The 13,128-nt window shown below is 69.0% G+C and carries 11 protein-coding genes; 8 read left to right on the top strand and 3 right to left on the bottom strand.

What is annotated here, in order from left to right; translation table 11 throughout:
• Window positions 1–598: 598 nt before the first annotated feature.
• From putA to ACLL81_RS03350, 6 genes are all read left to right on the top strand, one after another.
• Window positions 599–3,694 (top strand): bifunctional proline dehydrogenase/L-glutamate gamma-semialdehyde dehydrogenase PutA, encoded by a 3,096-nt coding sequence (gene putA / locus ACLL81_RS03375; RefSeq protein WP_411286935.1) that lies wholly within the window; start codon window positions 599–601, stop codon window positions 3,692–3,694.
• Window positions 3,695–3,965: 271 nt separating this feature from the next.
• Entirely contained in the window at window positions 3,966–5,822 is a 1,857-nt protein-coding gene (locus ACLL81_RS03370; protein WP_411286934.1) for a ribonucleoside-diphosphate reductase subunit alpha, read from the top strand.
• A 255-nt stretch (window positions 5,823–6,077) separates the two neighbouring features.
• A complete protein-coding gene (locus ACLL81_RS03365) occupies window positions 6,078–6,899 on the top strand; it encodes a lipid A-modifier LpxR family protein (RefSeq protein ID WP_411286933.1) in 822 nt (273 codons plus the stop codon).
• 175 nt (window positions 6,900–7,074) lie between these two features.
• The gene (locus ACLL81_RS03360) at window positions 7,075–8,115 is read left to right on the top strand and encodes a ribonucleotide-diphosphate reductase subunit beta (protein WP_411286932.1); all 1,041 of its coding nucleotides are present in this window, start codon (window positions 7,075–7,077) and stop codon (window positions 8,113–8,115) included.
• Between the two features lie 3 nt (window positions 8,116–8,118).
• Complete coding sequence (locus tag ACLL81_RS03355) at window positions 8,119–8,490, top strand: hypothetical protein (RefSeq protein ID WP_411286931.1); 372 nt, start codon at window positions 8,119–8,121, stop codon at window positions 8,488–8,490.
• A gap of 80 nt (window positions 8,491–8,570) precedes the next feature.
• On the top strand, window positions 8,571–9,461 hold the full coding sequence (locus ACLL81_RS03350) for a sulfurtransferase (protein WP_411286930.1): 891 nt from the start codon (window positions 8,571–8,573) through the stop codon (window positions 9,459–9,461).
• A gap of 12 nt (window positions 9,462–9,473) precedes the next feature.
• Here ACLL81_RS03350 and ACLL81_RS03345 read toward each other — a convergent pair whose 3' ends face one another.
• Together ACLL81_RS03345 and ACLL81_RS03340 are read right to left on the bottom strand one after the other, a co-directional pair.
• Window positions 9,474–9,662, bottom strand: a complete 189-nt coding sequence (locus tag ACLL81_RS03345) for a hypothetical protein (protein ID WP_411286929.1) — start codon at window positions 9,660–9,662, stop codon at window positions 9,474–9,476.
• Between the two features lie 78 nt (window positions 9,663–9,740).
• Complete coding sequence (locus ACLL81_RS03340) at window positions 9,741–10,094, bottom strand: c-type cytochrome (protein ID WP_411286928.1); 354 nt, start codon at window positions 10,092–10,094, stop codon at window positions 9,741–9,743.
• Between the two features lie 214 nt (window positions 10,095–10,308).
• Between ACLL81_RS03340 and ACLL81_RS03335 the strand changes: the two genes are divergently transcribed.
• Both ACLL81_RS03335 and ACLL81_RS03330 read left to right on the top strand, forming a co-directional pair.
• Entirely contained in the window at window positions 10,309–11,856 is a 1,548-nt protein-coding gene (locus ACLL81_RS03335) for an AMP-binding protein (protein WP_411286927.1), read from the top strand.
• A 392-nt stretch (window positions 11,857–12,248) separates the two neighbouring features.
• Window positions 12,249–12,575: a GNAT family N-acetyltransferase gene (locus ACLL81_RS03330; RefSeq protein ID WP_411286926.1), complete on the top strand. Its 327-nt coding sequence runs from the start codon at window positions 12,249–12,251 to the stop codon at window positions 12,573–12,575.
• A gap of 79 nt (window positions 12,576–12,654) precedes the next feature.
• Here the strand turns inward: ACLL81_RS03330 and ACLL81_RS03325 are convergent.
• Window positions 12,655–13,128 (bottom strand): EAL domain-containing protein (locus ACLL81_RS03325; protein ID WP_411286925.1); only part of this gene is annotated, 474 nt, incomplete at its 5' end.

Below are 13,128 nucleotides of genomic sequence, written 5' to 3'. Positions count from 1 at the left end.
GTCAAGGAACCGCTGAACCGTCGCTCCACGATCGACATCAACTTCTGATCTCGATCTAGACGGACTTTATCGAACTAAGCGGGAGCCCGGCCGAAAGGCCGGGCTCCTTCGCGTTTGCGTCCTCCCCCAGCGCGAGCACCCTTTGCTGTCGTCCCGGAAGCGCGGAGCGCTTGTCCCTTGCTGTCATCCCGGAAAGCGCGGAGCGCTTGTCCGGGACCCATGAACACAGACCGTCTGCGATGAGCCACCTCGCGCGCCGCCGTGGTTGCACCCTATACATCGTCCCTCCGGTGTTCATGGGTCCCGGACAGCCGCTGCGCGGCTTCCGGGATGATAGTTAAGCGGGGTGGTCGGAGGAGCCGGCGCTATCCCACCTTTCAACTGTCATCCCGGTTTCGCGGCACGCGAAGACCGGGACCTATGAACACTGACGCTTGCCGTGCAGATGATGGCGCCTCCAGACGTTGTCCATCCGGCGTTCATGGGTCCCGGACAGCCGCTGCGCGGCTTCCGGGATGACAGTTAAGAGAGAAACCACCCCGGCCCTTGCCTTTGACGCACGATTTTTAGATTGTCCGCCGAACAACGCGGAACGGACATGTCCTTCGACCACCTGGACCGGGCAAAATTTGCGGACGAGCGCCAGGCGGTGGCCGCCGCTCTGGCCGCCAGACCCCTGAGCACCGAGGACCGCGCCGCGGTGCTGCAGGAGGCCGAGGCCCTGGTCCGCGCCGCCCGCCGCGGCGCCCGCCGCCAGGGGGTGGTCGAGAGCTTCCTGCAGGAGTTCAGCCTCTCCACCCGCGAGGGTCTGGCGCTCATGTGCCTGGCCGAGGCCTTGCTGCGCACGCCGGACGAGCGAACCCGTGACAAGCTGATCGCCGAGAAGATCGCCTCGGCCGACTGGGCCAGCCACGCCGGCCGCTCGGACAGCCTCCTGGTCAACGCCTCGACCTGGAGCCTGATGCTCACCGGCAAGTTGATCGATCCCGACGAAGAGGCCGGCGCCGACCTGCCGGGCTTCATCCGCCGGCTGGCCGGGCGGCTGGGCGAACCGGTGATCCGCCGCGCGGTGGGCGCAGCGGTGAAGATCATGGGCGAGCAGTTCGTGCTGGGGGCGACCATCACCCAGGCCATCCGCCGCGCCGCCGCCGATGGCTTTACCTGTTCCTTCGACATGCTGGGCGAGGGCGCCCGCACCGAGGCCGACGCCGACCGCTATGAGGCGGCCTACGCCGCGGCGCTGAAGGTCGTGGCCAAACACGCCGGCGGTGAAGGCCCCGAGGCCGGCCACGGGGTCTCGGTGAAGCTCTCGGCGCTCTCACCGCGCTACGAGGCGCGCCAGGCCGAGCGGGTCTGGTCAGACCTCTACCCGCGGATCCTGCGCCTGGCGCGGGTGGCGGCTGCGGCCGACATCAACCTGACGCTGGACGCCGAGGAGGCCGACCGGCTGGCCATCTCCCTGGACCTGCTGGACCGCCTGGCCCGCGAGCCGGACCTGGGCGCCTGGAAGGGCCTTGGCCTGGCGGTGCAAGCCTACCAGAAGCGCAGCCCTGAGATCATCGAAGCGGTGGCCGGGATCGCCCGGTCCAGCGGCCGGCGGCTGATGGTGCGGCTGGTGAAGGGCGCCTATTGGGATTCGGAGATCAAGCGCGCCCAGGTGGCCGGGCTGCCGGGCTATCCGGTCTATACGACCAAGGCCGCCACCGACCTGTCGTACCTGGTCTGCGCCCGGGCGCTGCTGGCCGCGGCGCCTGCGCTCTACGGCCAGTTCGCCACCCACAACGCCCACACCCTGGCCGCCGTCCGCGAGATGGCCCGCCAGGCCGGACTGTCGCCGGAGTTTCAGCGCCTGCATGGCATGGGCGAGGCGCTCTACGCCGGCGCCCGCGAGCGCTACGGCGCCTTCCCCTTGCGGGTCTACGCCCCAGTGGGCAGCCACGAGGACCTGTTGCCCTACCTGGTGCGGCGGTTGCTGGAGAACGGCGCCAACACCTCCTTCGTCCACGCCCTGCTGGACGAACGCACCCCGGTCTCCAAGGTGGTCTTCGATCCGATCGCCACGGTGGAGGCCGCCGGCGGCGCGCCGCATTCCCGCATCCCCCTGCCGGCCGACCTCTATGGGCCCAGCCGGAAGAACTCCCAGGGCCTCGACCTCTCCATTGCGGCGGCGCGGGAGACGCTGGTCCTGGCGATCGCGAGTCTGGACGGCGAGGGCCTGAAGGCCGGCCCGATCGTGGGCGGAAAGTCGCCCACCTCCGGTGCGATGCAGTCCCGGGTCTCGCCTGCCGACCTGACGCTGACCGTGGGCCAGGCCTGGTCGGCCAGCCCCGCCGACGTGGACAGGGCGTTCGCCCAGGCCAAGGCCGCGCAACCCGCCTGGGACGCCCGGGGCGGCGAGGGCCGCGCCGTCGTCCTGCGCGCCATGGGCGACGCCCTGGAGGCCCAGCGCGAGCGGCTGGTGGCCATCTGCGTGCGCGAAGCCGGCAAGACGCTGAGTGATGGGATCGCCGAGGTCCGCGAAGCCGCCGACTTCTGCCGCTACTATGCGAGCCTCGCGGAACAGCAGTTCGCCCATCCGCAGACGCTGAAAGGCCCGGTGGGCGAGACCAATCAGCTGTCCCTGCATGGCCGCGGCGTGTTCGTCTGCATCAGCCCCTGGAACTTCCCGCTGGCCATCTTCACCGGCCAGATCGCCGCCGCGCTCGCCGCCGGCAACGCGGTCCTGGCCAAGCCCGCCGAACAGACCCCGATCATCGCCGCGGAGGCCGTGCGGCTGTTCCATCAGGCAGGCCTTCCCGTCGACCTGCTGCACCTCCTGCCGGGCGAAGGCGCCAGCATCGGCCAGGCGCTGGTCGGCCATCCGGGCTGCAGCGGCGTGGCCTTCACCGGCGGCACGGACACCGCCTGGGCGATCAACCGGACCCTGGCCGCCCGCCCGGGCCCGATCCTGCCGTTCATCGCCGAGACCGGCGGCCTCAACGCGATGTTCGTGGACACCACGGCGCTGCGCGAACAGGTGATCGACGACGTGGTGGCCTCGGCCTTCGGCTCGGCGGGCCAGCGCTGCTCGGCGCTGCGCATGCTGTTCGCCCCGCACGAGACCGCCGACAGCCTGATCGAGGGGCTGATCGGGGCCATGGACACCCTGGTGGTGGGCGATCCCGCCGACCCCAGGACCGACATCGGCCCGGTGATCGACGACGACGCCAGGGGCGCTCTGGAAGCCCATGTGGAGCATCTGCGCAAGGACGCCAGGCTGCTGCATCAGCTGACCGCGCCGGCCGGCGGCCATTTCTTTGGGCCGGCCCTGGCCGAGATCCCCTCCGCCGCCTTCCTGCAGAAGGAGGTGTTCGGCCCGGTCCTGCACGTGGTGCGCTACGACCCCAACCGGCTGGACGCCGCGGCGTCCCCGCTGGCGGCGACCGGCTACGGCCTGACCCTGGGCGTGCACAGCCGCATCGAGGCCTTCGCCGAGGAGGTTCAGCGCGCGGTCCCGACCGGCAACGCCTATGTGAACCGCTCGATGATCGGGGCGGTGGTCGGCGTCCAGCCGTTCGGCGGCGAGGGGCTCTCCGGCACCGGCCCTAAGGCCGGGGGTCCCCACGCCCTGCTGCGCTATGCGGTGGAGCGCGCGGTTAGCATCAACATCGCCGCCCAGGGCGGCGATCCGGCGCTCTTGAACCTCAATCCCTAGCCACCTCCTCGCCCCCGCGGGGAGATTAGGGCCGCCTTCACAGTGTCGTGAGCGGGCGCCGCACAAACACCTGATCCGCCGAGTGCGGACGGTCTCGGTTAATCCCTCGTTAGCAAAAAAGACTGGGGGCGAAACGGGCCTCCTCATTGACGACTCCTTAGTCCCCGTGCCCCCATATGTAGGTTGTTCGGGCGGGTGAGCCCACAACATGTAGGGGCACAGGAGGGGGCGGGAGAGCTCTTAATCCTGTAGAGGCATGGGCTTAGGGACGATGAGCGAAGCGGCGAAAGTTGGGATTGCCGAGGGGCTGGGCCGGGTCGAGGTCGGGCGCGAACGACCGCAGCTGCAGTTGGTGCGCAAGGTCGAGGTCGACCGCACCCGCGACGCGCTGCTCACCGACTTCGGCAAGACCACGCTGGAGGACCGCTACCTGCTGGCGGGCGAGTCCTACCAGGACATGTTCGCCCGCGTCGCCACGGCCTACGCCGACGACGCCGACCACGCCCAGCGCATCTACGACTACATCTCAAATCTCTGGTTCATGCCCGCGACCCCGGTGCTGTCCAACGGCGGCGCGGCCCGTGGCCTGCCGATCTCCTGCTTCCTGAACGCCGTGCCCGACAGCCTGGAAGGCATCCAGAGCGTCTGGAACGAGAACGTCGCGCTGGCCTCCAACGGCGGCGGCATCGGCACCTACTGGGGCGGCGTCCGCTCCATCGGCGAAAAGGTGAAGGGCGCCGGCCAGACCAGCGGCATCATCCCGTTCATCCGGGTGATGGACAGCCTGACCCTGGCGATCAGCCAGGGGTCGCTGCGCCGCGGGTCGGCGGCGGTCTACCTGGACATCCACCATCCGGAGATCGAGGAGTTCCTGGAGATCCGCAAGCCTTCGGGCGACTTCAACCGCAAGTCGCTCAACCTGCACCACGGCATCTCCATCACCGACGCCTTCATGGAAGCCGTGCAGGCGGGCGAGATGTTCGGCCTGCGCTCACCCAAGACCGGCGACGTGGTCCGCGAGGTCGACGCCCGCTCGCTGTGGCAGAAGATCCTCGAGATCCGCCTGCAGACCGGCGAGCCCTACCTGATCTTCGCCGACACCGTGAACCGGGCCATGCCCCAGCATCAGCGCGACCTGGGCCTGGCGGTCCGCCAGTCGAACCTGTGCTCCGAGATCATGCTGCACACGGGCAAGGACCACCTGGGCGCGGAGCGCACCGCGGTCTGCTGCCTGTCCTCGGTCAACGCTGAGAAGTTCCTGGAGTGGCGTGACCACCCGACCTTCATCGAGGACGTCATGCGCTTCCTCGACAATGTCCTGCAGGACTTCATCGAGCGCGCCCCGCCGGAGATGGCCAACGCCGTCTATGCGGCCACCCGCGAGCGTTCGGTTGGCCTGGGCCTGATGGGCTTCCACACCTTCCTCCAAGCGCAGAACGTGCCCTTCGAGAGCGCGCTCGCCAAGTCCTGGAACATGCGGCTATTCAAGACCCTGCGCCGCCAGTGCGACCAGGCTTCCCGCACCCTGGCGGCCGAACGTGGCGCCTGCCCCGACGCCGCCGAGCGCGGTGTCATGGAGCGGTTCTCCCACAAGCTGGCGATCGCGCCGACCGCCTCGATCTCGATAATCTGCGGTGGGACCAGCGCCGGCATCGAGCCGATCCCGGCCAACATCTACACCCACAAGACACTCTCCGGATCGTTCGCGGTGAAGAACCCCTACCTGGAGCGCTTGCTGGACCAGACCGGCCAGAACACCGCGGCCATCTGGGACTCCATCCTGCAGAACGAGGGCTCGGTGCAGCACCTCGACTTCCTCGGTCAGGACGACAAGGACGTCTACAAGACCGCTTTCGAGATCGACCAGCGCTGGGTGGTGGAACTGGCCGCCGACCGCACCCCCGACATCTGCCAGTCCCAGTCGGTGAACATCTTCCTGGCCGGCGACGTGGATAAGTGGGACCTGCACATGCTGCACTGGCAGGCCTGGGAGCGGGGCTGCAAGTCGCTCTATTACCTTCGCTCCAAGTCGGTGCAGCGGGCGGCCCACGCCGGCGGCGAGGCCCTGGTGGCCATGGCGCACAGCGACCAGAAGACCGACTACGAGGAATGCCTGGCCTGCCAATAGGCATGGGCCGGGCGAAAATGGCGCCTTTGCTTGGCGGCTGAAGGTTAACCGGCGCCGCTGCGCCTCAACCTCAGGTTAGAGTACTGGAAACAGGCCTCACCGTCCTGCACCCATGGTGACGGTTGAGCGAGCGACGCATTTTTGACCCGATCAGGCTTGGCTTTGGAACTCATTGGGTTTGCGGCCATTTGTCATTCGTGAAACGGTAGCGATTGAACCGCGCGCTATACGCTGCGGGAATAGGAGATGCGCTTGATGCGGCGGGTGGCTCTACTGGCCATCGTCCTGGGGTCTGCGGCGGCGTCCAACGCCGCGGCGCAGGCCTCGTCAGGTCACGACCCCGCCCAGGCTTTGGCTGCGGCGGCCTTCGCGCCGGTGGCTTCAAAGTCCAACGTCCCCTTTGCCCGGCTGATTGAGCGCGAGACCCTGGCGCCCAACGGCCCGGTGCGCTGGCAGACCGGCGAGGTGGCCCTGTCGTCCCGCACCAAGGGCCCGGTGGATTTGCTGCGGGTGAGCGTCGGCGGCGCGCCGCGCACGCCGGGCGGCCTGCCGATCAACCTGGCCCCGGCCGAGTACGACGCCGACGAAATCGATGTCTCCCTGATCCGCAGTTGGCCGCATGCGATCAGCTTCGCCAGCGGCGACCTGGAGCTGGACCTCTCCCCCCACGCCGGCGTCGGTGTGGCCCGGGGCGGCGGCCAGGCCGAGGCCGGCGCCATGGTGCGCATCAGCCGCGACGCCCAGGCCGCCGAGAAGCTCAAGGACATGGGCGTCGGCGACGGCGCCGCCTTCGGAAACCGGGGCCGCTGGTATCTCTACGCCGCGGCCAGCGGGCGTGCCGTGGGCATGAACATGCTGCGCGGCGAGAGCGGCTGGGACCGCGCCGGCTGGACCACCGATCCCACCAGCGCCCTGATCGGCGACGCCCAGGTCGGCGTCGGCTGGCGCAAGGGGACGGTGCAGACCTCGCTGGGCTACATCCACCGCGAGGTGAAGGGCCAGCACATGGTGTTCGGCCAGAAGACCCGCGAAGACTCCATGGTCGCCTTCTCCCTGACCATCAAGCCCGGCAGCTAGCCGGCGCCGCCTCTGCGGTGCGGCCGTCGTTGAAGGCCGCCTGTCGGCTGCGGTTATCCCCACGCCGTTCACAACATCTTGGGCCTGTGCGTCAACTTCGCACTAGATGTTGTCTGGTTCGCTGGTAACGTTCGCGGACGCCATTCCAGCATCCTCGATTCCTGAGGGAAAGACCGTGACCGCCAATATCCGCACCCTGCCGGGCCTGCTCACGCCGTCGGCGGCCTACAAGCCCTTCCGCTACCCCTGGGCCTACGAGTTCTGGAAGAAGCAGCAGCAGGTCCACTGGATGCCCGAGGAGGTGCCTCTGGGCGAGGATCTCAAGGACTGGGCATCGAAGCTCAACGACCGCGAGCGCAACCTGCTCACCCAGATCTTCCGCTTCTTCACCCAGTCCGACGTCGAGGTGAACGACAATTACATGGAGCGTTACGCCCGGGTGTTCAAACCCACCGAGGTGAAGATGATGCTGGCCTCGTTCTCCAATATGGAGACGATCCACATCGCGGCCTACGCCCTGCTGCTCGAGACCATCGGCATGCCCGACGCCGAGTTCACGGCCTTCCTCGAGTTCGAGGCCATGCGCGACAAGCACGACTACATGCAGCAGTTCGGGGTCGACACCAACGCCGACATCGCCCGCACCCTGGCCATGTTCGGCGGCTTCACCGAGGGGCTGCAGCTGTTCGCCAGCTTCGCCATGCTGATGAACTTCCCGCGCCACAACAAGATGAAGGGCATGGGCCAGATCGTCTCCTGGTCGGTCCGCGACGAGAGCCTGCACTGCGAGGGGATCACCAAGCTCTACCACGCCTTCAACAAGGAAACCGGCGCGGTCACCAAGTCGGTGGCCGACGACATCGTCGATTGCTGCAAGACGGTGGTGGGCCTGGAGGACAAGTTCATCGACCTGGCCTTCGAGGCCGGCGAGGTCCAGGGCATGACGCCCGAGGACATCAAGGCGTACATCCGCTTCATCGCCGACTGGCGCCTGCGCCAGCTTGAGCTGCCGGAGGTCTACGGCATCAAGGAAAACCCGCTGCCCTGGCTGCAGTCGATGCTCTCGGGCGTGGAGCACGCCAACTTCTTCGAGGCCCGTTCGACCGAATACTCCAAAGCGGCGACCCGCGGCCAGTGGCAGGGCGAGGCCGGCGTCTGGGCCGAGTTCGACCGCATGCGCGACCGCCGCGGCGAACAGGCCCTGCCGGCGGAATAGGCTATGCCGGCCGACTTCCAGCCGGTCTATGCGGACCTGCGAGACATGATGCTGCGCGCCGCCTCGGGCATGGTGGTGGCCAAGGATGCGCCGGGCGGGCTCGTCATGCACGCGCCCGGGCCGAACCCCGGGAAGCCGAAGGATCCCGTGTGGTTCGGCATGGTCAAGCTGGGAAAGGCCTATGTCAGCTACCACCTGATGCCCCTCTACACGGACCCCGGCCTGCTGGCCCAGGTCCCGGCCGGTCTTGAGAAGCACAAGCAGGGCAAGACCTGCTTCAATTTCAAGGCCGCCGAACCCCACCGTTTCGCCGAGCTGGAGGTCCTGACCCGCGCCTGCGCCCTGGCCTGCGCCCAGCCGCCGACAACAGTTTAGCACCGACCGCACGACGCCTTCCGCAGCGTCTCTTAAGCGCCTAACCTCGTCTCAGTTTGGCGGATGAAAGGGCGGGTCATATGCGAGTTCTGCTTCTCGCGGCGGCGCTGGCGATGGCCATGTCGGCCCCGGCGCACGCCCGCCCGGGCGGCCTGGTGGTGCCCACCGACTGGCTGGCAAGGCGCATCGCCGACCGCGACCTGGTGATCCTCCAGGTGGGCGACCGCGCCGGCTATGAGGCGGGCCATATCCCCGGCGCCCGGCTGGTCACCCTGGCCGACCTGGCGGCGCCCATGGGCGGCGAGGCCCTGACCCTGGAGATGCTGCCGCCGCAGGCACTGCGCGCCAGGCTGGCGGCCCTGGGCGTCTCCGACCGCTCGCGGATCGTGGTGGTTCCCACCCGCGAAGGCATCCAGTCGGCCACGCGCGTGGTGTTCACCCTGGACGCCGCGGGCCTGGGCCGCCGCACGGTGCTGCTGGGCGCCCCCACCGCCGCCTGGGCCGCCGAGGGCCGGCCGCTGTCGAAGGACGCGCCGGCCATCGCCCCTGGCCGGCTGTCGCCCCTCAGGATGCGCCCCCTCGTCGTCGACGCCGACTTCGTGCGCCGCCACGCCTCCGCGCCCGGCTATGTGGTGGTTGACGCCCGCGCCCCGGACTTCTACGCCGGGACCCGCGTCGGCGGCTCGCCCCAGCGGCCGCACAAGTCAGGCCATATCGCCGGCGCCAAGAGCGTGCCCTTCGCCTCGGTGACCACCCAGGACCTGAAGCTGGCTGCGCCCGCCGAGATCGCCGCGAAGTTCAAGGCCGCCGGGGTGAAGCGCGGCGACACGGTGATCGCCTACTGCCACGTGGGCCAGCAGGCCACCGCGACCCTGTTCGCCGCCCGCACCCTGGGCCTGAAGACCCTGCTCTACGACGGCTCGTTCGAGGAATGGTCCCGCCTCAACGGCGCCGTCGAGCGGGCCAAGTAACGCCGACGCCACCTACCCCGGCCCGCGCCCGCGGACCTTGGCGGCGTCGTCCGCCTCCCCGAAACCCGCACCTGCGTCTTCGTCCTCGTCGGTCCCGCCGTCGAACCGCTCGCCGGACCTTGCCGGCGGCGTCGTTCGATCCCGGTCCTGCTCCTGGGGAGGCGGATCACCGCCGGCCTGACGTTTCTGGTCCTCGCCCATGTCGATGCTCCTGCAGCGTTACTCAGCGCAACCGCGCCGACTTTCGTTCCTGGCCGCACGCCGCACCACCACGGGCCGCTACTCCTGTGGCTCAAAGCTGTTGATGTAGGCGACGACGTCCTCGACCTGATCGCTGTGCAGCAACAGGGCAGGCATGTCGTAGTGCCCGGTCTCGGCGATCTCGGTGAGCTTGCGCTGCAGACTGACCGAGACGTACCGGCCTGAAAGCGCCCGGAAAGTTGGCGCCCGTCGCTGCGAGCTTTCACCGGCGGCCCCCACGGCGTGGCAACGCGCACAGGTCTGTTGCGCGAGCTGGCGTCCCCGGTCGGCCGAATCCTGGCTTACACCGGTGACGGGAGGCCAGCGGTCGGGGACAACGGCGCAGGCTCCAGCGAGGAGCGCGGCGCAAAGGGAAACGGCCGGGAAGCGCATTGTCGATCCTTCGGTCAGGCAGCCATGGCCGCCCTTTTCGCAGAGCCTGCGGCGATCGGAGCCAGAGCCGCACCATACACATGTGGGAGAGGCCCCATAGCCGGGGCTTTTTCTCGCAACGACACGGCGAAGCCTTAGGTTGCGCGGCAAGCTTGACTGTATCGGGGTCCCACCTACCGTCGTCTTGGGATGTGGACGGCGGGGGGATCGGGCGATGTACGGGCTGACCGGAATGATCAACGCCGCCGCCCGTGGCCGGCCGACGGCGCCGTCCACCCTGTTCGGCGGGCGATCCCGGACGTGGGCCGAGAGCCGGGCGCGGGTGGCCCGGCTGGCGGCCGGCCTGCGGACGCTGGGCGCGGGTCCCGGCGACCGTGTGGCGATCCTGGCCCTGAACAGCGACCGCTACACCGAGTTCCTGTCCGCCGTCTGGTGGGCCGGCGCGGTCGTCGTGCCCATGAACATCCGCTGGACGGCCGCCGAAAGCGCCTTCTCGCTGCGCGATAGCGGGACGCGCGTTCTCTTCGTGGACCGCGCCTTCGCCGGTCTGGCGGCGGAGGCCGCGGTCGCCTGCCCGGCGCTGGAGCATCTGGTCTGGTGCGATGACGGCGACCCGCCGCAGGGCCTGCTGAGCTATGAAGACCTGGTCAGCGCCCACCAGCCCGCCCCGGATGCGCAAGCCGGCGGAGAGGATCTGGCGGGCCTCTATTACACCGGCGGAACCACAGGCTTCCCCAAGGGGGTGCAGGTGCCGCACCGGGCGCTCTGGTACAACAACCTGCTCTGCGCCAAGCTGCTTGAGGTCGAGCCCGACCACGTCGTCCTCCATGCCGCGCCGATGTTCCACATGGCGGACAGCTGCCTGGGCGGCGCGGGGTCCATCATGGGCGCGGCCCACGCCTATGTGCCGCGGTTCGACCCCGAGGCCGTGATGGCCGCCATCGAGGCCCAGTCCGTCACCCATACCGTGATGGTCCCCACGATGATCGCCATGCTGCTGCAGCATCCGGCGTTCGCGACGGAACGCCTGGGGACCCTGCGGGTGGTCGGCTACGGCGGCTCGTCGATTTCGCGCGGTGTGCTGGCCGAGGCGCTGACCAAGCTGCCGCATGTGCGCTTCGTGCAGGTCTACGGCCAGACGGAGATGGCCCCGGTGGTCACCTCGCTCTCCGCCGCCGACCATGTGCTGGATGGCCCGCGCGCCGGCCGGCTGGCCGCGGCGGGTCGGGTGGTGCCCGGCTGCGATGTGCGCATCGTCGATGAGGCCGGCGCGGATGTGGGCCCCGGCGAGGTGGGCGAGATCGTCGCCCGCGGCCCCGGCATGATGCAAGGCTACTGGAATCTCCCGGAGCTGACGGCCGCGACGATCCGGGACGGATGGGTGCATACCGGCGACGGCGGCTACCGGGACGCTGACGGCTTCATCTTCATCGTCGACCGCCTCAAGGACATGATCGTCACCGGCGGTGAGAACGTCTTCAGCGCCGAGGTGGAGAGCGCGATTTCCACCCACCCCGCGGTCGCACAGGTCGCGGTCATCGGCATTCCCAGCGACCAATGGGGCGAGGCGGTGCACGCCATCGTCGTGCCCCGGACCGGGCTGGCGCCCAGCGTCGCGGAGGTCATGGCCCACTGCGAACCCGCTGCTGGCCAACTACAAGCGCCCCCGCAGCGTGACCATCCGCACGAAGCCTCTGCCCCTGTCCGGCGCCGGCAAGATCCTCAAACGCGACCTGCGCGCCCCCTTCTGGGAAGGGCGTGAGCGCAACGTCAATTAGGCACGCTACTCTTCGGGCTGAGGTCGAGTCCCGCTATTGACGCCCTGCGGACAGCGGATTTGCAGGCCCTGCAATCGACCGCCCACTGGTGCTCCATTCCCGCCGCCCGTAGGACGTTTCAGCAATGACAGTGGGGGATTGCACCGTGACGAGTGGGGAGACCGTGAAGTCTGCGGGGGCGAGATGACTCACGACCTAACTGTCAGGGACATGACAGCCGCCGACCTGTTGTCCGTCCTGGAGCTCTACCGCGCGACGGCGCAGGCGCCGGGGTCCGGTCTCGCCAGAGAGCCCGAGGAATTCACTGAGGCGTATGTGCGCGGCTTCCTCACCGGAACTGCCGCCGGCGGCATTAGCCTGGGGGCGTTTGGCAGCGATGAGCTCCTCGGTGAACTGCACGCCAGCCGCCAGCCGCCTGGCGCCGCGCCAGTTCGCCCACGTCCTGACCGACCTGACCGTCGCTGTCCGCCCGAGCCACCAAGGACGCGGCGTGGGCGCCCAATTGTTCAACGCCCTATTCAAACGGGCGGCCCGTTTGACCCCGCCTGTGACAAGGATCGAGCTGGTCGCCAGGTCTGGGAACGTCGCCGGGATCCGGCTCTACGAGCGCCTTGGCTTTGAGCGCGAAGGTCGCTTCCTTGGCCGGGTTCATCTCGCTCATGGCGCCGTGGAGGACGACATCCCAATGGCGAAGATGATCTAGGAAGCGTCATCCCAATAGAGCCGCCAGCGGCGTCCGGATCAACCCGGGTTCTTCCTCCGACCCAGCCCCGGCCCCAGCTCTACCCCACCGCCCGGCGCAGGGCCTCGAACATCGCGGGCTCGGGGGCGGCCTGGGGCGGGCGGGCGTTGCGCAGGCGGATCTCCATGTCGTCGGCGGGCATGGGCCGGGCGAACCAGTAGCCCTGCATGCGGTCGCAGCCGGCGGCGCGCAGGAACACTGCCTGCGCCTCCTCCTCGACGCCCTCGGCGACGATGCTGACGCCCAGCGAACGGGCGGCCTGCAGCATGGCCTTGACCAGCTTGGAGACCCTGGGGTCACGGCCCACGTCGGCGATCAGCGAGCGGTCCAGCTTCACCGTGTGGATCGGCAGGTTCATCAGCGCGCGCAGGTTGGAATAGCCGGTGCCGAAGTCGTCCAGCGCGATGCGCACGCCCTTGGCCGCCAGCCGCTCGATGTGCCGGCGCGACAGGGCTAGGTCCTGCAACAGGAAGGTCTCGGTGATCTCCACGGTGAGCGCCGTGGCCGGCAGGTC

Origin of the sequence: Phenylobacterium sp. (assembly GCF_046590535.1) — a bacterium.
Taxonomy (GTDB): domain Bacteria; phylum Pseudomonadota; class Alphaproteobacteria; order Caulobacterales; family Caulobacteraceae; genus Phenylobacterium.
The sequence above is the reverse complement of the archived record's forward strand: the minus strand, read 5'-3'. Positions and strand labels throughout refer to the sequence as shown.